Genomic DNA, 22,548 nt, shown 5'->3' with positions numbered 1-22,548 from the left:
TTGTCTAAAAAAATAAAATAGTGTTAATGTTTTTTTCGATTCCAAAGCTCCTATATCTTCAAACTGTAAAATCCGGATAGAGCGTTTATATAACACCCCTTTGTATTATTGTGTTTTTGATGTATTGCGTTATTGAGCAAGCGTTCTGAATTACATATCCAAAGGGGGATTGAATTACCTTCCGTAGGATTGTTTCTTAGATGAAACCTGGACTTTATTTATAATGTTGTTCAATTCGTCATTCCAATCCTTTGTGTGAGAAGGTCTGTGGTCTTCAAAAATGTTCTTATTCAGAACCCCCTTTAGTTTATTATGAAACCTTGATGCAGCATCATCCCTGTCTACGCATGACATAATCTTATTTATTGGTTGACCACCTTGCTTCATATCCTTCATCGTTTGTACCAATGTTTTTAGTTTTAAACCACTCATACTAATCATGCGAGTTCCTTGAACTTTCTCTTTCTTAATCGACCAGTACGAAAGCATATCTATAGGGGATTCAAATAAGGCAATCTTATCCGGATTCCTCCCCACATCAATCGTAAATCCTTTGTCTTCTGCAGAGTTAGGCATGATTTGCTTAAACGTCCCGCGTTTACTATCAATATGTTTGGTTCCCTGCCGATCGCCACCGATGACCTTTCCTGATCGATCTTTCCACTTAAACACGGCATTCTCTTTCTTGTCTTGAACTAACAAATCCTTTTTGATGCACCAATCAACTACGCGACCGTCGATTCCACGTTCGTTCGTTAAATAATCCTTAATGACAGCTGTTTCATTGACCTCATAATAGTCAGGATATTGAAAGGGCTTCTTCTCTACACTCTGAGTGTTCGTTAATGAACCATATTCATGACCATTAACCCGATTCACAGCTTCCGGAAAGGACAACTCATAATACGTCATGGCGAAACTAATGGATCCAAAACCACCTTCTGAACGGCTGTTCCAATAGAACTTGTTTCCCTTAATGACTAAACTATCGTGTTCCATCACACGATAGTAAGGCTCACTGCTGTTTCCTTCCTGCTGCACGTCTATGCCATTCGCATTTATGAAGTCAATTAAAGGGATCTCTTTGGCTTGGTTGATTTCATCAGAAGTTACTCTCACACCTTCTCCCCCTTACATCGTTAACCCGGAGCTTTTATGGCTGGTTTTTCTCCCTTCTTTGCTGAACGGATTATCATGGTCTACGGCTTTTCCTTGCTGCTTTTGTGCCTCCCTCGTTATATCCTTTTCCATCTTTAAAACGCTCTCCTCTGACACGTATCCTTCCTGTATGGCTTGCTTTTTCGATTCAGCGTATTGATTTTCAGCTGCCATACGGCCTACGATCTTTTCTTCTGTGAGTTCACCTGTATTCTCTTTCTGAACTAAAGATTGAAACCTTTCATATTGGCCTTTTAGATTTAACATTTGGTTTTTCAATGTCGTGTGTTGGTGTTCTTCTTGGAAAGAATCGGCTGCCTTAGATCGGATTTCGTTCAAATCATCTTCAGACAGGAGATTATGGGTTACAGCGAAGTTTTCTGCATCGTGTACTTTGTGGTTAGAAACGGACAATTGGTGATCATCAAGGTTATGCCGATGTTGGAGGTGTAGGTTTTCCTTATAAATGTGTGCAAAGGCTTGTGATACTTCTTCTTTAGAGTAAACATCATCTAAGTAGCCCTTATCTGCAGGGAAGTACTCACAAAGATGCGCCTGCGATTGTCTTAAGTGATCATACATGTTCCCATAGGTTCCATCTCCTAAATCAATTCGATTTAAGGCGTGAACCGAAACACCATGATTTTTGGGAATGAGAACGTTGATTTTTGTCTTATCGTAGCCATCCTCTTTTAAGGATTCCAGGTTAGCTGCAGCCAATTGTTTGTCCATGTCTTCTACAGTCATTAAGCTTTGATCCAGGGTGGATTCACTCCATACGACATAAACAGCCGGATCATTCAATTTAGGATCGATCATCTTCACATTTGGCTTATCTCCATGCCAATTCTCTTTAAGGTTGTTGAATGATTGAATCATCGATGGTACATCCAATCCCTTTAAATCAGGCTGGTTCAAAATGTTCCTATCGTGTTCATCATGGAAGACCTCCTGGAACTCACTTAAGGAAAGGCCCTCCACCTTTTTGATTTGGCCATCTGTTACCACTCGAATGGATCCATATGCTTTATGCAGGTCCATATCGGCTTTCTCAGGCGTTTTATTGGTTTGATGACCTAAATCCCTTTCTTTCAACAAATCCTTCTCCAGATGGGTTATAAACTCATATGACGTGCTTTTCACCTCTTCCATTAAAGTCAGTTTGTCATTTATGGATTGATGGTTTCTGGTGTAATGATGGAGATAGTTCAAGCTTGTATCACTGGTATCTAAATGGAAGTAGGAACAAACGGTAAAGGCCGTCAATTCTGCTTGGAATTCCTTCTCATTTTTGTTTAGCGTTTTGGAGTTATCTGTACTGGTATTGTGAAGTTTGGCATGAGCCAGCTCATGAATAAGAGTCTTAACGTTATTCAATTCACTGTTTCTTGGATTTAATTCGATGGCTTTCCTCAGGTCATAGCTTCCATCCCTATTCGGCTGTTGGTACTCGACATACACGCCTTTCGCAGCACCAAGCTCTCCCCTGGGATGATCCATCACTTTGACGTCCATTTGCTCGGCAATCCCTTTAAGAGAATGAACCATTTCCTTATAGTTCTCGACGTCACCTTCAAGCCATTTGTTTGGAAATATCTCAGGTAAATCCTCTGCAGTAGCGCTGGTCTGTGACACATCAAAGACATGACCGGTGGTATACGCAAGCTTTTCTTTAACGGGAATGTTGCCTTGGGTCATTCCTTCCTTCTCTTTCTTGGTTGCGTATTTCACGGGTGTTTTCACTGTCCCGGATCCGTTCGTCCTTTCCCGTTCAAAGACCTTGTATTTATAAGGAACAAGAACCTTGATTCCCTTTTCTCCTTTTTGAACAGGAAAGCCTTTATCTTTCCAGAACTTAAAGCTCCCTACAGCTTCAGCTCCAAGAAACTGCTTTTGAATTAAAATCGTGTTCCTGGCTGAGTAATTATAGAACTTGCTCATGAAAGTAAGGTAAGCTTTCATCTGTTCATCTGATTCAAAGAACTTTTCAACTTCTTTGTTCCGATCTTCAGTGAGCTTTTCAATTTCCTGCTTTTTATCTTTGGTTGACTTGGTTCGTTTCTTAACCATCATTTCACTCCTTTCATTCAGCTACGCCATCATCATTAACCCCTTCATGAATATCAGCCAGAGCTTCCTCATCTAATTCGGTCATGTTAAACACATCTTCGAAGACGACCTTCTCTGCTTCTGTATCAAACGCTACATATTCAAAGTTTTCTTCCAGAAGGAGAGTCTCTACTGTTTCTGCTTCTTCTTCCGAAAGCAAAACGTGGTATTCCATCCCATTGACCAGGACGATAACCTCTTGATCTCCGTACTCCTTAATTACGCCGAATTCGTATCGAGCTGTTTCTTTTTCCTTCATGTCGTTCACCCCCTTTGTTGGTAATAATCAGCCCTTTTCTGCTGCTGATGTTTGATTCTTTCCTGTACAAAGGTTTTCGCTGTATGGACCGGTTTTGATTCCATATCATCCGTTGTCAGGATATCGCTGACGTTATTTTCAATGAACAGTCCATTAAGTAATTCGATAATGACCTGTGTATTTCGATCTGTATTGTTTGTTCCAAGCAGCACACGCTTAACTTCCTTCTTCACTTCTTTCGACACATTTTCACTGATCGACTGAATCATCTCTTGCTGCATCTGTGTTTGATCCTTAATCTGTTTGTGTTCCTCAATGATTAAGTTTATCGTTCGGTTATCGTAAGGAATGTTGTTCTTTTCTGCATAATCCTCAAGGTAATCACAGGATTCTTTCGTCAGCCTTAATCTTCTTACTACATCATCACTCATAACGATCCCTCTCTTTCTATATCTTTTTGCAAACGCTCATAAGCAGCTTGGTTCTTATTGTTATTAAGTTCACTGTATATCAAGCGACCAACGCCATATTTCATCTGATGAAAAGCGTAATTCTTCTTCACTTGCTTCATTTTTGGTGTGTACTTTTGATTGCCCTTACCAAATTCCGTAACCTTCTTATCGTAGTCGATCATTTCTTTCAAGAATGCGTTGCCCATTCTCTTATAAAGATCATCGATTTTATTCTGCTTATAGTCCTTATAACGATGATGATCACCTTCCCCATAAGCTTTCCTTATTACCTCGACTTCTTTATCAAGCCTGTCTTCAAAGTTCTGGTATTCCACCTTATAATTCTTCTCCATATAGTCCTTGATGAGTTGGTTCAACTTAGGCTTGATATGATTGATTTTTTCGTATCCATAGTTCCAGTACCTTCGGTTTTCCGGGAGAGCACGATAAATCTCCAAAAAGTCCTTTTTGAACGTACGATTAAAAGTCCCGAAGGTCTTGTGCTGCTTTTTGTCATTCACGATTTTATTTCTAATAATATCGTTGATTTGCTCATGCTCCTTTGATCTATCCATGATCTTATTCACAAACACAGATTTCATATTTTCTAATGTTTTAAGCTTACGTTTTCCCCTCGCATTTCCATCTGGTGATAATTCCACAGTGGCTAAATGAATGTGGACGTTGTCCGTATTGTAATGAATAGCACCAGACCATACAGGGTTATTATTGATGTTTCCCTTATGGAGCATATCCTTCATTGCGAGCCTAGTTATATCTTTCAATCGGTTTTCATCTAATGAGCCTGTTCTTCGATCCAACATCCCGTGATCTTCCAGCCATTGATTATCAAAAGATACAACGTCCTGCCATAAAATACTTCCTCGTTCTTGAGATAACTTAAAAGCCTCCTTCAGCCTGTCCTTTTTATCCTCACTAAGTTCGCTGTTTTCAGAAGTAAATAACGAGGTGGCCTTTCGCTCATCACTCATATAATTGTTGTACATGGAAAAGTCCGTAGGGTCCTTGGCCTCATCACGATCCATGTAATTCACGTAGTCATTAAAACGCTTTTGGTTCCCCTTAATGAATCTGGACTTAATAATCACGGAGGCTTTTTCATAAGTGGACAGAGACATTACTCTTCCTCCTCTTCCAACAACGTGTTTAACACGACAGTACTCTTATCTAATTGCTGACCGACCATACGAAGGATTTCTGTGTTTTTTTCTAACGTATTTTTTAACTCCATTTCCCTGCTGTTCAGTTCACGTATGAGAACATGATTTTCTAAAAGATCTTTCAAATATTGCTGCCTGGAAAGTTTACTTCTCTTCGCTTTTTCATCGATTTCTTTAACCAGAGATGGGTTTAGATCTCTTATCTTCACTTCCATAAGACTCCTCCTCTCACAAAACGCAACACAAAATATGGAAAATACCCACTAAACCTAGAAAGAGCATAAGGAAAACATGACCCCACTTGGCGTGTGGTGTTAGGCAGAGCCTAACGTTTGGATGGGTACATAAAATCTGAAGTATTGCACAGTTTGTGCATAGTGTATTTTCTAAGATTGCATAGTTTGTGCATGCCTTAAATCAAAGAAAGCAGCTAATTTTGAATAAAAATTAGCTGCTTTCCTCTTTATTTTAGTTGGTCATTTCCAGTATTTTCTCTCGTTCTTTTTGCTTGGCTTTCTCGATTTTTTCTTGATACATATCCAGGTCCATTTCCAGATTACTGTTCTCTTTTTCCAGCTCTCCAATGTTGATTTCAAGTGAATTTATATCGTTATCTGTATCAAGTTTTTCTTCATCCGTTTGGTACACTTTTTCCTCTTTTAGGGTGCGTATTCTTTGATTTAACTCATTAATTTTAGTTTCATTTTCTTCGATGATTTCTTTAGTTTCAGATACGCTTTTCTCAATATTATCGATGATCAAATGGGTGGTATAAGTGATGTATTCACTGTCTTCTTTTTCAACAATATCCTCTTTATTGATTTCCCTATGATCAGCATAAAGAGTCTTAAGAAGCTCTTCCTCACCTTTATCACCTTCACTATATCCTGTCCCGATTAAATCCAAAGCCACTTGCGTATATTCTTTAGATAATCCATTGATCCGTACGACATAATGATCTTCAAATTGGAAAATGGTCTCGGTTTTCAGTTCGCTTTCATCACTTCGTTGAAAGGAGGTAAACTTCAGATTTTCATAATCAGAATCTAGGTTTTTTGTATCAATGACAATTTCCATTCTGTTCTTGTCTTTATCGTAAATCCACTTGATGATTTCAATATTTTGAGTGGATGATACTTCGATGTTTTCATTTACGGGGGAAGATAAGACCTCCACTTTCTCCTTCATGATAAAACCTGACGTTAGGAAGAAAGCCAAACCGGCGAAGACAAAGGTAATGACTGTCACATAGATCCGGCTGGATTTTCTCCTCAAGTTCACTTTATCTTTATTGAACATCTTTTCACCTCCCTTTACACACTATTGTCTTCTTCTTCCTGAAGAGCTTCTGTATCTGCGAACAAATCCTCAATATTGGTTGCGATCCATTGCTCATCCTGACGCTCGAAAGTCACGCGGAGAAACATGTGGGACTCATCTTTTTTACCACTTTCTACGTAGTTGATTTCATGCTTAATTTCCATAAGGACATCAACTTCCTGTTGATTCATATCCATATTTTCGATGTAATATTTATCGCTGAGAATCCGAGATTCCATACTGGTTTGGTTGTATTCATCTGATGGAAAGTATCGTTCCTGCAGCTCTTCATCCATTACATTCTTAGCTTCGTCTTTTCTCTCCTGATATCCGTCTACTTTTTGAACATAAACCAAATCTACAAACAAGTTCGCTTGATTCAGAAGATCTTCAAAAGTCTGTTCCCTTGCCGTATTAGATATGTTTTTCTCGTTTTCCTTCAGGATCTCGTTCTCTTCAACGAGCCTTTCATTTTCATCTACGATGGCTTCATACTTCTCTTCGTTCTGTCCATTTGCATAAAAAAAGTACCCGTTCATGGCTAGTAAAAAGACCAGCACGACAATGGATACATTCTTAAACAATTTTGAGCTGTTCATAGCCATTTCCCCTTGTGATCAGAATCCTAATACGTCCTTAGGGTTTTGATGTCCTCCCCATGTTTCCGTCTTCGTTTCCAAGTGCAGATGAGGACCTGTAGAACGTCCTGTTGTGCCACAAACTCCTACTCTTTCCCCGGCCTGGATCCTCGCGCCTTCAGAAACATCGATACTGGATAGATGGGCATAATGAGAGTACAAATTCTCTTCATGTTTCACGATTACCACATTTCCGTACGTGCCTGCACTTTGGTTATAAACCACCAACCCGTCACCCACTGTATGTATAGGTGTCACACCACCTATACAGTCAAAATCAATCCCATTGTGCATGGAATATTCGCCGGTCGTTGGATGATATCTCATGCCGTAATCACTGGTTATTTCAGCACTCCCTTGAATGGGTTTAACGAATTCCCCATTAAAGGATGGTGATATGTCGGCAATCGCATCACTGGACACTGGATGATAATACTTCAAGACAGCGTCCACGTATTGAACATCCCCATAACAGGCCCCCGAAGGAACGGAATCTCCACGAATACAACTGTAGTTCCCGGTATGCTTTAACTCTTCATACATCATTTGTGAAAATGACACGGCTAGCTTCTTCGTATATTCACCACCACGGTCCATCACATAACCGATAAACCCTCCTCCAAAGTTGTAAGATTGGAGGGTTAATTTGATGTCCCCATCAGCTTGATTCAACACGCTTTTGTAATACTTAACGCCTTGTTTTATTGACTCATTCGGGTTCGTTATGCATCCAATATAGCCACATTTACTTTCGCTCGCCTGGAAAGGATCATCCCCTTTCCCTCCGGATTCCTGCATCATCATAGCGAGCAGTATATCGACGTGGCTTTCTATTCCATAGTCTTCTGCGTACATTTCAACTTCATCACGGTAGCCCTCTACGGTATCATTCAAAGGATAAGTGCCTGGAGGGAGAGAAACATATTGTCCGGAATCATCCGTTTCTCCACCACCTCCGATGATACTTTGGAAAACTCCGGCCACAAATATGAACAAGACGAAGCCTCCGACAACCACCAACAGAATGATTAATCTTGTTTTGAGTGTTGCTAGATTGGCCCCCATTCTTACAGCATTTTTTGCAAAGTTCCCCAAGGTGTCACGCACCCCCTCCAAACAAATTCAGCTCTTCTTGTGAGACATCAACGTTCATTTTGATGTTCTTCACAGACGATATGGAGAGTAAGACTTGTCCTGTCTGCAGGAAAGGGATTTGATTCAGTTCACTTTCGTTCAGCTGGCCTACAAAAACCTCTTTCAGCTTGTTTAAAGACTCACTGTCCTGTTCTCCGATGAATTTGTACTGCGTTAAGCTGAACAGCTTCTTCACTTCTTCAGCACTGCTCTGATCTGCATTTTCAGGTACGAAGTCCGTAATCAGATGACTTGCAAAGAAGATTCCACCGAAATACTTCCTGGCTTCACGCATGAAGCGCTGAAGGTACTGAACACCATGTTCCGAACCTTTCCTTGTATTGATGATGTGGTGAGCTTCATCAATCAGAATCAGGTACCTCACAGCATCTTCAAAGTCCAACCGATGCTTGTTGAAGGCCTGAAATTGAGGTTGTCCATTGTTCAGCATTCCGTCCCACAGCATGTTCATGACGTTAAACAATTGCGCCTGAAAGATTTCCGGCTTGAGTTCAGACAGGTTTCTTAAAGGGAAAGAAACGAAATACTCATTATCAAAGTTCTCAATGCTGGAGTGGCCATCAAAAAGGTGCGCGTAGTTCTGTACCAAGTTGGATATATTCAGCTCAATATGCTCCAGCCGTTCCCTTTTGACACTTCCCAGATTTTCATAGACTCGTTGGCTCTCTACGTCTTCATACAGTTGAGATCGAAGGTACGATAGAAAATCACTGAAGGTTGGATATTCCTCTGCTTTTCGATCAGTGATGTGATTCGTTTCATTGGCGTCGGTCCAAAGGCCATGTTCAACGTACAGATTCCTCAAAAGGTTCTCATACTCCTTAATTTCTGCGTTTGTCGTGTCCGGATTAAGGAAACGGTAAAACACACTCATCTTACTTAGGTGCTGGGTAAAGGACAATCTCTCATTGGCCGTCCCGTCATCATTAGAAGCTGTTTTATATACTTGCAAAGGATTGATGATCCCATGTGACCCATCCAGGGCGATGACTTTACCACCTAAAACACGAGTGAGCTCTTCAAACTCCCCAGTGATATCTAAAATCCTTACCTTATGGCCTTTCACAGCGTTATCCAAAGCTACTTTCTTCAACAGCGTGGATTTACCAGACCCCATTTTCCCGATCATAAGAGCGTTGTAGAACTTTCTTTTCTGGTCTTTATGAAATAAGTCGAAGATTACGTTGCCGTTCGTATCCGTGGTCCCGTAATGCGTACCAAAAGGGTCATTCAAGGCTGTGAAGTGGAAAGGAAACCCTGCAGCTAAAGATAAAGAAGGGATTTCCACACCTTTCCGTTTGTTCGGATACTTCTGTTGGGTTGTATAACTGGTGAACATACCTTCCCATTCATACTCCTGTTCATTCAGAAAAACACTGCCCCTGAAGTTCAAGGATTCCAACGTATCGATGACTTCCTTCACCGATCGTTCCAGCTCATCAATCGTTTTTGCGCTGACAAACAAACGCAGGATGATGCGTTTCAGCACTTCCCCCTGACGTACCTCGTTATATATATCCTGCAGCTCATCATAGCTTTGAGAGGCTTCAATCAAGTCGGAAGTATCTTTAGCATTCTCCCCCCTCACTTTTTGCTCTGCCATGCTTTTATTGATGTTATCCATGACTTCTTTACGATTCGGAGTGCTGATATCCAGACTTGCTACTACGTTTGGCATGTTCATAATTTGCTCTAGCCAGAAGTCCGTCACAATGGTTTGAAAGTCGTATACATGGATACTAGTTTCATAGCCATCTCCTTTACGGATATAGGCTTCATCGAACTTGATTCCACCTTGACTTTGAATCTCAGACAATAGATATGGGTTGTAACCATACACCTCTTTTTCGTCTTTTTCTTCAACATTAGACGGTTTGATTTTGTTTATAATCGCCTGCAGCATGTTACATCTCCCCTCCTGCCGTCTTGTTCTTAGAGTTCAAATTAAACAGCTTATAAAGGATGTTGATCTTCTTCTCATCACTCAGTTTAACGACTGGTAACACCATGTTGACCAGGCGATCGATATTGTTGATCCGTGAGTGTAAAGTGTACTCATCATCAGCATAGATGAACATGTAGTACTCCCGATTCGTCCGTTCCTTTTCTATAAATTGAAGTTCTTTAAGCTTTTGTTCGAGAAAGAATCTGTATTCCTTCTTCGTTGTTTTATCAAGCTTTTGTAATATATGGCGCTGCTGAGTGCTCGTATCTACCGGGAAATTCAACGGGATGATTTTGATGTCGTTCAAATACCACTGATAGAAATAAGCCAGTGTGTAGATGTTCTTCTCTTTATCAGCGTTATTCAGAGCATAAATGTCCTTTGAGGTCAGCTGTACGATATCAAAATATCCTTCTTCATGATTGAGTTGGAAGTACCCATTAGCTGTAATATCAATTAATGGCGACAGCTCTGCAAAACTGGACTTAATTTTCACTTTTCTACTCTTTTTATCCTTTTGCTCCTGGATATTCGATTCATCAAAAACGGTTGTCCTTTTCTGTTTAGGTGAACGATCCAGTCGGTTTTTGGTTTGTTTTTCATCAAATAAAGCCATCAATCTTCACCTACAATCTCGTTATTTTCATCAGTCTCATCCACTTCGTAATCGATTGCTACATAGGTGTCTTTTCTTCTCCTTAACGAAAGGTATATCGCTTCATACATTCTCTTTTTAGGGTTGGTTGCAGGCCGGACAATCATCAAACCTGCAACAATGATCATGAAACCGTAAAACAACCAAGTGAAGGAAGAGTGAACAACGTTGCTTAATACAAATGTTAGAAGGAGTAACCCAACTAATATCGCAAGATCAGTCAGGTACAAGGCTTTATTAATCTTAAGCTCACTGGTAACGTTTTTCGGGATCCTGTAGTTAGCCACATTCACACTCCCTTATTCCTTGAATTTTTTCACTTGTTTTTTGAAGTTCCGTCTTACAGCTTTTCCGGTATTTCTTCCGATTTGATAGCTTTGTTTCGTGTTTTGAACGGTTTGACTGTCGTTTACTCTTCGATGCACCTTATCTCTTACGACTTGCCCTATGTGCCTTTCTTCAACGACTTCATGATTGTTATCATTAATCACTTCGCCTTGACCTGAATCAGAACTTATATCCTTCGTAACGTGTGTAGTATTGTTTCTTGACTGCTCTATAGTGGATGAGCCACTACCACTAGATGAACCACCTCTGTTTGGTGTAGAACCTCCAGCCCCTCTATCTGAAGAATTTAGAGTTTGAGGAGAAGGTGAAGTTCCTTTTCTTTCAGTGGTGTTTGTAGATGATCTTTGTTGTGATACAGGACCTGTTTTAGCTGTCTCACCGTTCGTATAGCTTTCAGATGCCGGAGACGGCCCTTGTGAAGATCCTCCACCGGTTGTCGTTCCTCTTGTGGCCGGACGTGGCGCTGTCTGATCTACTTGAGATCCTCCGGACACATTTGGTGTCGAGGACGGTCCTTCCTGGGCTGCTGGACCTTGTGAAGATTCCCCACCGGTTGTCGTTCCTCCTGTGGCCGGACGTGGCGCTGTCTGATCCACTTGAGATCCTCCAGACACGTTTGGTGTCGAGGACGGTCCTTCCTGGGCTGCTGGACCTTGTGAAGATTCCCCACCGGTTGTCGTTCCTCCTGTGGCCGGACGTGGTGCTGTCTGATCAACTTGAGATCCTCCGGACACATTTGGTGTCGAGGACGGTCCTTCCTGGGCTGCTGGACCTTGTGAAGATTCCCCACCGGTTGTCGTTCCTTCTGTGGCCGGACGTGGTGCTGTCTGATCAACTTGAGATCCTCCGGACACGTTTGGTATCGAGGACGGTCCTTCCTGGGCTGCTGGACCTTGTGAAGATTCCCCACCGGTTGTCGTTCCTTCTGTGGCCGGACGTGGTGCTGTCTGATCAACTTGAGATCCTCCCGACACATTTGATGCCGAGGACGTTGCATGGCCCGTAGCACCATTTGAACTAATAGAAGAAGCTGATTCTGTTTCACTTGCGTCACGTCTGTCACCAGGTGCACTTGCTACTTGTTGTCCTTCTGAATCACTTACTGAAGATAAGTTTTCGTTACTGGTCCCACCAACTTTAGAAGAAGGTTTATTGCCTTGTTGAGCTGATTGGCCATCGGAATTCTTACCCTTTGCTTTATTGGATTGTCCACCTGCATAACCTTTTTGTTTCATCTCATCATGAAGGGAGGTTGGAGAATTACTTCCTTTACCTCCGTTCCCCTCTTCGCTTTCACTTTCATTCATTTCATCATGAATGGATGGAGCATGTTCACCAGTTTGACTACTCTCTTCCATTCCAGCAGCCACTTCGTTCTCTGAACCTGTAGTGCTTTGCTCATTCATACCTTGATGCTCCTGACCATTTTCATTGTTAGATTGATTGGATTGGGACGTTGATTGATTGGTTTCAGATTCATTGCTTGGCGAGTCTTTGCTCATCAACCCTCCGACAACACCACTTGCTCCTCCGGCAGCCACGGCTGATTTACTCCCAACCGATCCAATAGCATTCTTAGTCTTATTCGCAACATTTCCAGCACTCATAGCAGCACCCCCGGCACCCTTGGCTAACGCATATGTTCCTGCCAAGGCTCCCCATCCAGACTTGAGTCCTGCATCAATTCCAAAGAGCCTTTCAACTATGTTAGGCCCATCCACAACTGCAGCTGCAAATCCAATCATGGCAATCAAGTACACAAACCCATCAAACGTTTCTCCAATCCATTCTGTTCCGATGATGTAGACTTTCATGCTTAAGAAAACCATGATGGTAACCAGGAATATATTTAAGATGTTTTGAATAACCTGCTTCATTTTCTGCCCACTGTGCATATCCGTTGGTGCTACAAAACCTGCAAGTACATAATTAAACGCCAACTCAAAGAAGAGCTTGGCAAGCTTTACAGCGATTGTTACTAATACAAAGCCCATAACTAAAAGTGTTCCGATCATATTGATCCAATCCACCGTGTAACGGTAGTAATACTCTTGAGTAATGTCTGAAATCCAGTTCCCGTCCTCCAGTTCAATCACTTTCCTTGAACCATCACCAAGAGTCTCGATTTTATTACCTAGTATTTTTTCACCTTTAGATGTTAGCTCTTTTTCGGCATTAATTTGACTCCCACTCGTCAGATAAGAGTTGATATTAATATCCGTAGCGTATTCAGATTGAATATTGTTATTATTTTCAAGGTCAGGAGATTCCCAGCCATCTAAATCATAAAGAGAGATATCAATGATGTTATCTGTAATTACTTTAGAAGCAATTTGCCCTCCATCGCTACCCGAATAATTAATGGCGTTAATGGCTTCATTAGTAAATCGATCAGCCTTCTGCATTCCAGACCCTAAAAGTACAATAATAATCAAAGCCATAACTAAATTCGTAAACACACCTTCTCGATTAAATTTCTTCTGAAAAATCATCAAGTAACCGATGTATAAAATGTTAAAGGCAAATAAGATAACTAGGACCGGTTGAAACCGATCTATAAACTCCACAAATTCAGGATGGTTATAAAATAGTTTCAACCCTAATATGGTGTCTGTAATATTCTCTAAAGCTTCTACAATCCACGCTAAACCTTTAACACACATCCACAATATCCAACGAAACATGTCCTGCATGATTGTTCCTTTTGTAAGATATTCGCCAAATTCTAATAGCTTTTCCAGAACCTCCTCATCACTCATTTCACTCCCCCTTTCTCTTAGTTTTCGTAAAGGAAGTCGTCTATTGAGGAACTAACGGTTTCATCGAATTGATCGACAAGGATCTGATACTTCCTGGTTCCAGGGTCCAAATGTATCTTGCAGTACCCATCATCTAGTTGAACAACCAACTCGTTTTCCTCTAAGTGTTCTTCATGTTTCTCAATGACATCCAATACGTTTATTTCTTTATGAAGTCGATATAGGTTGTTTTTCAACGGCTTCAGCTCCTTCTTCGCTGTCCATCTCCCTTAGTTTCTCAACCTTGTCGAAGATGACATTATAAGTATTAGCTGCTAACTTATTCGAATCTTTAAGTTCTTCTAGGAGATTCAAAAATCGGGATACATCCATGTTAAACAGGTCATCTTCAGTAATATCTGTCTCAGTAAGAACGTTGTTCTTCATAAACGGGAAGATATTGTCTTGACCCATCAGTTGGCCGATACTTTTCTCTTGTGACTTTGTAGTCATTAAATCGTCCCCATTACCTTCCGAATCATCTAAGGAGTCGTCTTCAACTCCTTGAACATCCTCACGCTCTTTATGGAATAAATAAAGCACTTTACGAAGATCTAAATCATCATGCTTACAAGGGATGTTGAGATCATTGATAGAAATTGACGTGTCGAAATCATCAGAAAGGTATTGATATCGATACTTCATCTCCGTTTCTCCTGTATTGTAGATTGGATATGCGGTAATTTTATTACGTCTCTTATCCTGTCTCTTTATCCCTCGAACGACGACCATTTCTCCTTCTTCCAATTGAAAAAGTTCGGTTGCATTCAGTAATCTGCGCCCATCTGTTCCTTCAGTTTTATTCTTATCGAAAGATAAGGTGCTGCCACTTCTACTCTGTGAGGTAATCGTTTTTTCTCCCAGTTTTTTCGATATTTCTTCAGCTGTATCATTATTTGTAGTCAATATATAAATTGTATTGGCACAGTTTCCATCAATGGTTTCCCATTGCTTTTCATACTTCTGTTTTAGTTGAGAATAAGCTTGAATGACTAAGTTGAACTTGATGTTTCTTCCAAGACAAACCGTAATCATGGATCCCATATCATCAATGGTTGGCATGTTACCAAATTCATCGAGTATAAAGACTACATCTCGGATACACTTTCCACCTTTAGTGTTACTGGCTGTACGAGCTAGCTCGGTATAGAGCTGTTTAACATAAAGAGAAGCAATAACGTGCAGTGACGAATCATAATCAGGTGTAATCATGAATAAAGCTGTCGGTTTTTCAAACTGTTCTAACCGTTTAAGTACTATCCTGTCTTTTCCTTCACCGTTATCTTCTATGGTCCTATAAGTGACTAGGCCGTCACCTCCGTCAATGTCCATCACTTCAACCTTCAAATTGATGGAACTTCCTTCAACTTCAAGGTGAACATGATCTCCTATCTTAAGTTGTTCATCATGGTTAATCGAGAACAACCCTTTATCATTGGTCCGAATAGATGACTTTCCATTCGGAAAGTGGATATTTACTCGGCTTAGAGGTCTGGTTACTCCCGAAACAATCTTTCCGAATCCAATCTTCTTCATCTCAAAGCTGTTCATAGAGGTCATTTTTGCAATCGGAGTTAACGTGAAGATACTCATTTTGTCGAAAGCATTGGCAAATATACCGGCTACTGTCTGGCCAGCTCCACTCGCAAATTTAACGGTGGCATACTGCAATCTTGCCGGATGTTGTTCTGGAAGACTCTCAAAAAATTTATCAAGACCTGTTTTTATGTCACCTGTAATCTCATTAACTTCCTTCTCACTAGCAAGGGTGTTCAGCGTGCTTGCCACCGTGTACATTGTGACCTTTTCTTTATTGTGAGGAATGTTCTTCTCACATAACCCAAGGATTAAGGCCGTACATAAGGCACTTGCACTATCCTGCCAGAATTTATCTTTAGCACTAGGATCACTGTAAAGCATATTACTTATCGTTTTGGTGTACTGCTCAGCCTTAGTCATATCTCCTTCTTCGTAAGCATCAATGACTAGTTGAAGCAGCTGATATGACATGGATTGAAGAGGATTATCCAAGTTAAGGACCTCTACGTGATAACCTCTTCTCTCTAACGTTTCTTTAGAGCTTGCAAAAAGCTCTCCCTTTGGATCATTAAACACCATAGAAGCTTTTTTCTCAGCTCTTGAATAGATATCAATCATGGGGAAAATACCCATTTCACCTTTACCTGAACGAGTGGTACCAATCCAAAGATTATTGACTGGTGAATCATCAATGAAGACTTTATCCTTGTACCTGGAAATAGGAACTCCACCTTTACCCTCATAAGTCTTTTTCTTTTCAGGTACGGTTCGATATTGTTCTTTCAACTCCTTTAGAGTTGTAAACCTGCTTGTTCCCTTGGTCCCACTAGTTTCTAAATCCTTAAAATTTGTTCGCAGCTTATAATACATCGTGCCTCCTAAGATGAGCGCTATGGATACTAAACCGAAGTATATGTTTGTCGGTAATATACTAAAATTAAGGATTAAAGCACTTATTGAAAACTCCAGTTCAGACACTTTCAAAAATGAGTCACTGCTTAAAACGTCCTGTACATTGATAACAATTAAATTAAGTACTGTATTGGCTAGAAAAAACATGCAGGCTACGCCGATGACAGCAATGGATATGTGAACACTTCGCTTCTTCACTGTTGGATCACCCCTAACTCAACAAAATAAAAAGACACTCAGGTTGAGTGTCTAACGTCAAATTTGATCTATTTCAGTTTGTAATTCTTCCTTCTCCTCTTCCAGATCATCTTTTTTGTCATCTTTTGCTTCATCCATTTCTTTGTTGATGTCAGCAATCGCTTGATTCAACTGTTCGTATTGAGCAATCTTTTCACTCAATTCATCACTGTTGTTATTTTCTAATTCAGCTTTAGCTTCCTCCACGTTTCCGGTTTTCAGAAAAGCATAGGTTTTTTTCTCACTTCTTTGGGTCGTCATTTCTACATTTTGAATGGATAAGACCTTATTAAAGTCTTCTTCAGCATAAGCGATATCAAATTTCGCTTCATTGGTTGGATAATCTTCATTAAACTCTTTTAATACATCAACACTTTTATTATTGGAAAGGAATGTAGCAGCTAATTTAGGATCCCCACCATAGAGATCTACTAACTCACTAAACTTCTTTTCATCAGCTAAGTACCCTGCGTATATACGCTTTTCATTCGACTTTAAATTGCTTAACTTCTTCGCAGATAAATACTCGTTTAAGGTTTTTTCCTCCCCTAAAAGGGCATTTTGATACTTATCAATAACATCTGTTTGCTTTTCCTTCTCAGCCGATAATGCTTGGTATTCGTTATTGAATGCAGAAATCTGAATAAAGAAAAATGCCAAAATCCCTATAGAGGACAACGCAAAAAGTGCTCCAAGGCCGTAGATTGTCCGCCTCTGCCACCTCTTAAGACGAGACACCTTGGATTTATCTAATTTACCAAAAATCTCACTGTCCAAGTCCTCTTCTTTCTTAAGATCTTCTTCCACTAACTCCTCAAGTTCGGCCATTAAAGCTAAGCGTTTCTTTTCCTTTTCTTTACTAGTCTTTATTACCGGAAGCTTTTTCTTAATATGGACAAATAGGTTGGGAGCAAAATAAGAACCGAACTTAAAAGTTCCAGAGTATATAGCTTCACCATTGTTTTCTTCTTCAAGTAAATAAAATTCTCCATTAACCTCTTGTTTCTTCTCACGCATTTCCATTTCCAGCTCTTGCGAGAGCTTAACAGCTTGTGGAAAGGGTATTTTTTCAAATTTAACGATCTTAGAGTTTTCCAATTGAGTAAACACTACATATAGCATTCCATCAACCTCCACAAACATAATAAAGCCACACTGTTTAAAGTGTGGCTTTCATGTATTTAGATATTAATTGCTGAATTTTATATTGCTGTCAATTCCGGTGGCGATACCATAAGCCCCCATGACTACAATGAGTCCTACGGCTCCCCCTAGGAACCATCCTACCGAGCGACCACGGCCTCTGTCACCACCGAACATTAAGAAATACCCACCGATACAAAATGCTATAGCTGCACCAATTAGACCTAACCTCTGCGCCCATCCAAGGATCGATTCTCCTGTTGAAATAAGGCCGTTCATACCATCGGCAGCCATCAACATAAAATTATTGAACATGATCTTCTCTCCCTTGTATGTTATTTTTCAGTCTCTGAAGCGATAAGTGGACCATCTTCATTTGAAGGATACTCTTGGGACTTCTTATCGCCTTGCATCTTCATGTAATCCATTAAATTTTCATCAATATACTCAGCATGCTTGTCATGTAACCATTCGTTGTAGCTCTCTCCGTATGCTTCCATGATTTGCTTTGCAATATCTTTCTTTTCTTTTCGTTCTTTAGTCGATACTTTGGCCATATCACGATTCTCCTTTATTTATGATCTTGAATGAATTGTTTTAGAGTTTCATGATTTCCTTCTTTCATAAGTTCTTCTGTTACCTCTAACTCACTGACCGGTTGGCCGTCTTCAATATATGCAACCTTCTCATCTGGAAGATACAATTCTATTAGACCACTATCCTCATTAAACTGTTCATGGACTTCATCAGGTGAATCTAAATCGTTATAGTAAATCAATGTTTCTCCCTCTTCTTGAAAAACCTCTTCAATTACGGAAATGTAATTACGTTCTTCAGCGTGGAAGTCACTTAATATATAAGCAAAGCCTGTAAAATCATCCTGAGTAATTGTCTCTTTAAAGTCCGCATACTCCATTTTGTTTAAAGGTTCACTTCCGCAGCCAGCAAGAATAACTGCTGTCATTAGTAGGAGAAACAAGCTTTTGGTTATTTTCATAGTAAGCACCACCCTTTTTTGGGTTATTTTAACACAAGGAGAGTGGCTTCTCCGTTTACTTTATGGCTGGAAGTAAGAACCCTAGGGCAACGTGTCAGTTGAATAACTGCTTGCCAATGCACGACGTTTTTGGCTATGTACGAAGAACCAGTATGACAGCGCTTCACTTTTTAAGTGACAAGTTTTTGGAATCGAACCTTGCTAACCCCTTCATTGTTGACTCCCCCATACACGCTGGATATGTGGAAGCACCCATATGTAATTTTCTATATATTGAAAGGCTAAAAAGCCTGTTCAATCAGCTTTTTTCTTAACATAAGTATATAACTCATCATTTGTATGCTTTCTTTTGGCTATTACGTTTTTATGATGGTTTACAGCTGTACGCACACGATAATATATATCTGCTACAGGTTGTATGTTTCCATTTTCCTTGTTAATGGCAAGTGAGCCCTTTAATTCGTATATTTCATTGTCAAAGGTTTTTACTGAATTAGCTTTACATGACAGATCAACATGTGAAAGTCTTTTCTTACTCACTATTCATCACCTCGGAAATTTTTACTCTATGTGATAATTTCACTCTTATCTACATATTGGAATCCTTTAATGTGTTTAAATTGGATTTTCCTTGTATCATTTTCCTCTTCTCTCAAAATAAGGAAATAATTCTTAAAAATAAACAAACGTTTCGCCTGTATTTTTCTACTAGAATCATAGACCACAAAAACAATCGGTTTCGATAATCTACCGGTTTCTTCGTCATACTTAATATCCAATTTATTCAAAGCTTGATAAAATTTGGTAACTACATCCATCAACAACTACCCCCATTGTACATGTTAAATACTGGAAACTCAATCCATTTTACAGAAAAGTATTTCAAATTTCAGTAAATTAGACTGTGCTTCTAGGTTATCACACATACAATGGAGGCATAAGGGTTGATATTTACTGCATATCCTCATTTAACCAGTCGTAGTAAAGTGATGAGTTTTCTTTTGCGTTTGATCTTTCTAATTTAGAAAAGTATTTTCCAAGATTGTCTGCAATCGTAATAAACAGATAGTTTTCAAGGTTTTTTATACTAGAATCCGTTTTAATCCTTCTAATAGCAGCCATTAAGCTCTCGTGGAATATTTCTTCATGATCCTCGATAAGAATTAGCTGATCAGTCTCTTTAGCGACTTTATCTTTAGCTCTTAACAGAACTCCATACCAATCATACATTTCTTGAAAGGTATTGGTGAATGTCGAAAGTATTTCATGAATGGAATCGGGAATTTTTCCTCTTAAGCTATTTTTAAGCAGCTCATCCCGTTTTTTCTGTTTACTAGATTCAGCATTCTTACTTTCCGTATCTTGTAATGTATCTTTATATGTATTGTTAAAACTATTACTGTTAAAACTATTACTGTTAGTACCCTTATTTTCCGTGCTTGGATTTTCCGTACTCGAATTTTTAGGGTATGGATTTTCCGTACTCGAATTTTTAGGGTATGGATTTTCCGTACCCGAATTTTTAGGGTATGGCTCTTTTTCCTTGTTTCCTTGGGGATCTGGCTTTACCGGAACAGCTAGTATCGAGTAGATGTTTTTATCAAACCTGGATCCTTCTTGCCTTTGCCTCTTAATTGTGATGTATCCACCATCAACTAAATACTTTCTCCACTTATAATAAGTATCTTGGGTCATACCTAATTCTGCACACTGTAAACTAATGGACGGGAAGGCCGTTCTTTCTCCATTTTTATCTACAGCTGCAAATGAACACATATATGCATAGATAAGTTTGGATTGTTTCGGAAGCTTTTTATCCCTCATTACTTTCTGTGCTATCATGCCATAACCATTTTCGTAAATTGTACCTTCAAATTGGATTACTGAATCCATAAAAATAACCTCCCAAACCCTGCAAAAAGGCACAGGGGGACTGAGAGGTTTTATATATGGAAAATAGCATATAGGTAAGCAGATTTACATGGATTTCATTGTAAATCAGTTTACTTTCCAAATATTATCCTATATAATCAAAGATAGAAAAATACTCTCAAGCCCCTGTGGTTTATATAATTGCTGTCTGTTTGGCGATGGAAAGCAATTATATAGATCGCAGGGCATTTTTTTGTAATTTAAAATTCATTTGTGTAAAGCATATTATGTTGATAGTTTACCATAGATTAGAAAAAATTGTAACGTTGTGAAAGGAATAAAGAGCCAACAGGGAAGGCTCCCCTCCTTACCCAAACCAGTGTATAACCCATCCAGTGAGGGATAAAAAGACGACTATTCCAGCTAATAGAAGTAGTATGGAAAAAAGGAAATAAGCAATCTTGATAACTACTGTGCCTACTAGGACTATTCCGACCAAGGCAAGAATTATCAACAGTATGCTTTTGATATTCGTTACGATTAAGTATAGTGCCAAGCCTAATAATCCTAAAAGAACAGTTTTCATTATCAAGGACATCACTTTATTAGAAGTGGTGTCTTTTTTTGCTACATCCATTCCTCACACTCCTAATTGTCTGTTTCCTCACTTTCACCTTCATACTTCTGTTTGTACAGCTTCAAGGACTCAGAGATCACTTCTACAATGGTTTTCTCCTGATGGAAGGCCAGACGCCTGTATTCTTTAAAGTCTTCCGGATAGATACGGACAGACTTATATTGCTGCTTTTGAGCTTTCTGCTTTGTGAACGGGTTTTCTTTTTTCGGCTTATTGTCATTGTCACCGAAGATATCCTTAAATCCTTTGTTTGTCATTTCTCATCCATCCTTTTTAGAAATTCTTTAACGACTTTTTCATACATCTTCAGCGTCTTCTTATCATGAAAATCACGGTTATTACTAGAAGTGATGCCGTTAATACGGAACCTTTTCACTCGTTCCCTTTCGTATATATGAGACTTGAATACAAGGTCCTTTATATTCAAATCTTCAGACAGGGACTTTTCAAGAATGTATTCGTCGATTTTACTTCTTTTGTTTACGAGGTATGGGAGAACCCCTAAGACTTCAAGATCTGGATTGAATTGCTTCATTCCTTTGATGTAATCGTTGAAGTCTATGGCACCAGCAAGAGAATCGGGTTCTGATTGCATGATGATTAAGGAATAGTTGGACGCTACTAAAGCGTTGTTTGTATTTTCTGAGATGGTTGGTGGAACATCTATAATCACAAAATCGTAATTATCTTTCAACTCACCTAACAGATAATCAAAGTAGTAATGCTTGTTTCCTGCATGGCCTTTGTTCTTTTGATTCAGTAAGTCACCGAACTTAACCAGGTCCACTGCACTTGGTAGAAGATCGAGGTTCGCACTCATGGATAGGACAGCTTTGCTTAAGTCTTCCATTTCCATAGCTTCATAAATACTCACAAAATTATTTAATGATACTTCAAACGTATTGGCTAAAAAGCTGGTACTATTCGCTTGAGGATCCAAGTCCACCAAGAGGGTTTTATAACCTTGTTCTTGGAGGATGTAGGCAAACATTACCGAGGAGGTAGTCTTCCCTACGCCTCCTTTGAAGTTGCCAAAAGTAATTACCTGCGCCATTATAACGTTCCTCCTCCACATGCAAATGAATGCAATAACACAATAATTCATTAATGCAAAATAGTGTAGAATTAAGGGATCTAACTAATGAATTTAAAATATTCGTCTAATTTAAGTATTCGAAACATAAACATGTTAA

24 protein-coding genes are annotated in these 22,548 nt (G+C 39.5%); all 24 read right to left on the bottom strand.

The window, feature by feature from the left end; genetic code table 11:
• Positions 1–174: 174 nt before the first annotated feature.
• Positions 175–1,119 (bottom strand): DUF3991 domain-containing protein, encoded by a 945-nt coding sequence (locus tag GLV97_RS18745; RefSeq protein WP_160890321.1) that lies wholly within the window; start codon positions 1,117–1,119, stop codon positions 175–177.
• Positions 1,120–1,131: 12 nt separating this feature from the next.
• Positions 1,132–3,228, bottom strand: a complete 2,097-nt coding sequence (locus tag GLV97_RS18740; protein WP_160890320.1) for an LPD25 domain-containing protein — start codon at positions 3,226–3,228, stop codon at positions 1,132–1,134.
• Between the two features lie 13 nt (positions 3,229–3,241).
• On the bottom strand, positions 3,242–3,526 hold the full coding sequence (locus GLV97_RS18735; protein ID WP_160890319.1) for a hypothetical protein: 285 nt from the start codon (positions 3,524–3,526) through the stop codon (positions 3,242–3,244).
• A gap of 5 nt (positions 3,527–3,531) precedes the next feature.
• Positions 3,532–3,957 (bottom strand): hypothetical protein, encoded by a 426-nt coding sequence (locus tag GLV97_RS18730; protein ID WP_160839938.1) that lies wholly within the window; start codon positions 3,955–3,957, stop codon positions 3,532–3,534.
• Positions 3,954–5,117 (bottom strand): MobP2 family relaxase, encoded by a 1,164-nt coding sequence (gene mobP2 / locus GLV97_RS18725; RefSeq protein WP_160890318.1) that lies wholly within the window; start codon positions 5,115–5,117, stop codon positions 3,954–3,956. The genes GLV97_RS18730 and mobP2 overlap by 4 nt, the downstream gene beginning before the upstream one ends.
• Positions 5,117–5,374 (bottom strand): hypothetical protein, encoded by a 258-nt coding sequence (locus GLV97_RS18720; protein WP_160839936.1) that lies wholly within the window; start codon positions 5,372–5,374, stop codon positions 5,117–5,119. Before GLV97_RS18720 ends, mobP2 begins: the two co-directional genes overlap by 1 nt.
• A gap of 253 nt (positions 5,375–5,627) precedes the next feature.
• Positions 5,628–6,458 (bottom strand): hypothetical protein, encoded by an 831-nt coding sequence (locus tag GLV97_RS18715; RefSeq protein ID WP_160890317.1) that lies wholly within the window; start codon positions 6,456–6,458, stop codon positions 5,628–5,630.
• A gap of 14 nt (positions 6,459–6,472) precedes the next feature.
• Complete coding sequence (locus tag GLV97_RS18710; RefSeq protein WP_160890316.1) at positions 6,473–7,078, bottom strand: hypothetical protein; 606 nt, start codon at positions 7,076–7,078, stop codon at positions 6,473–6,475.
• 18 nt (positions 7,079–7,096) lie between these two features.
• Positions 7,097–8,212: a lysozyme family protein gene (locus tag GLV97_RS18705; RefSeq protein WP_237418655.1), complete on the bottom strand. Its 1,116-nt coding sequence runs from the start codon at positions 8,210–8,212 to the stop codon at positions 7,097–7,099.
• A 4-nt stretch (positions 8,213–8,216) separates the two neighbouring features.
• The gene (locus GLV97_RS18700; protein WP_202410680.1) at positions 8,217–10,175 is read right to left on the bottom strand and encodes a VirB4 family type IV secretion system protein; all 1,959 of its coding nucleotides are present in this window, start codon (positions 10,173–10,175) and stop codon (positions 8,217–8,219) included.
• Position 10,176: 1 nt separating this feature from the next.
• A complete protein-coding gene (locus GLV97_RS18695; protein WP_160890315.1) occupies positions 10,177–10,833 on the bottom strand; it encodes a hypothetical protein in 657 nt (218 codons plus the stop codon).
• A complete protein-coding gene (locus tag GLV97_RS18690; RefSeq protein WP_160839932.1) occupies positions 10,833–11,159 on the bottom strand; it encodes a DUF5592 family protein in 327 nt (108 codons plus the stop codon). Before GLV97_RS18690 ends, GLV97_RS18695 begins: the two co-directional genes overlap by 1 nt.
• Before the next feature lie 12 nt (positions 11,160–11,171).
• Positions 11,172–13,979: a pLS20_p028 family conjugation system transmembrane protein gene (locus GLV97_RS18685; protein ID WP_160890314.1), complete on the bottom strand. Its 2,808-nt coding sequence runs from the start codon at positions 13,977–13,979 to the stop codon at positions 11,172–11,174.
• A 207-nt stretch (positions 13,980–14,186) separates the two neighbouring features.
• On the bottom strand, positions 14,187–16,427 hold the full coding sequence (locus tag GLV97_RS18680) for a VirD4-like conjugal transfer protein, CD1115 family (protein WP_160890313.1): 2,241 nt from the start codon (positions 16,425–16,427) through the stop codon (positions 14,187–14,189).
• Positions 16,428–16,724: 297 nt separating this feature from the next.
• Positions 16,725–17,828, bottom strand: coding sequence for a hypothetical protein (locus GLV97_RS18675; protein ID WP_160890312.1), 1,104 nt, complete (start codon positions 17,826–17,828; stop codon positions 16,725–16,727).
• Between the two features lie 66 nt (positions 17,829–17,894).
• Positions 17,895–18,164, bottom strand: a complete 270-nt coding sequence (locus GLV97_RS18670) for a hypothetical protein (RefSeq protein WP_160890311.1) — start codon at positions 18,162–18,164, stop codon at positions 17,895–17,897.
• Positions 18,165–18,184: 20 nt separating this feature from the next.
• Positions 18,185–18,406 (bottom strand): hypothetical protein, encoded by a 222-nt coding sequence (locus tag GLV97_RS18665; protein ID WP_160890310.1) that lies wholly within the window; start codon positions 18,404–18,406, stop codon positions 18,185–18,187.
• A 14-nt stretch (positions 18,407–18,420) separates the two neighbouring features.
• The gene (locus GLV97_RS18660; protein WP_160890309.1) at positions 18,421–18,846 is read right to left on the bottom strand and encodes a hypothetical protein; all 426 of its coding nucleotides are present in this window, start codon (positions 18,844–18,846) and stop codon (positions 18,421–18,423) included.
• A gap of 294 nt (positions 18,847–19,140) precedes the next feature.
• A complete protein-coding gene (locus GLV97_RS18655; protein WP_337194118.1) occupies positions 19,141–19,386 on the bottom strand; it encodes a hypothetical protein in 246 nt (81 codons plus the stop codon).
• A 26-nt stretch (positions 19,387–19,412) separates the two neighbouring features.
• Positions 19,413–19,664, bottom strand: coding sequence for a hypothetical protein (locus GLV97_RS18650; protein ID WP_160890308.1), 252 nt, complete (start codon positions 19,662–19,664; stop codon positions 19,413–19,415).
• Between the two features lie 133 nt (positions 19,665–19,797).
• Positions 19,798–20,739, bottom strand: a complete 942-nt coding sequence (locus tag GLV97_RS18645; protein WP_160890307.1) for a helix-turn-helix domain-containing protein — start codon at positions 20,737–20,739, stop codon at positions 19,798–19,800.
• A 346-nt stretch (positions 20,740–21,085) separates the two neighbouring features.
• A complete protein-coding gene (locus GLV97_RS18640; RefSeq protein WP_160890306.1) occupies positions 21,086–21,355 on the bottom strand; it encodes a hypothetical protein in 270 nt (89 codons plus the stop codon).
• Between the two features lie 11 nt (positions 21,356–21,366).
• A complete protein-coding gene (locus GLV97_RS18635) occupies positions 21,367–21,612 on the bottom strand; it encodes a hypothetical protein (protein ID WP_160890305.1) in 246 nt (81 codons plus the stop codon).
• Entirely contained in the window at positions 21,609–22,409 is an 801-nt protein-coding gene (locus tag GLV97_RS18630; RefSeq protein ID WP_160890304.1) for a ParA family protein, read from the bottom strand. The genes GLV97_RS18635 and GLV97_RS18630 overlap by 4 nt, the downstream gene beginning before the upstream one ends.
• Positions 22,410–22,548: the final 139 nt, after the last annotated feature.

The sequence above is a fragment of the Halobacillus litoralis genome (genome assembly GCF_009856355.1).
GTDB lineage: Bacteria > Bacillota > Bacilli > Bacillales > Halobacillaceae > Halobacillus > Halobacillus litoralis_B.
Note: the sequence above shows the minus strand (reverse complement) of the source record. Positions and strands in the feature narration are given on the sequence as shown.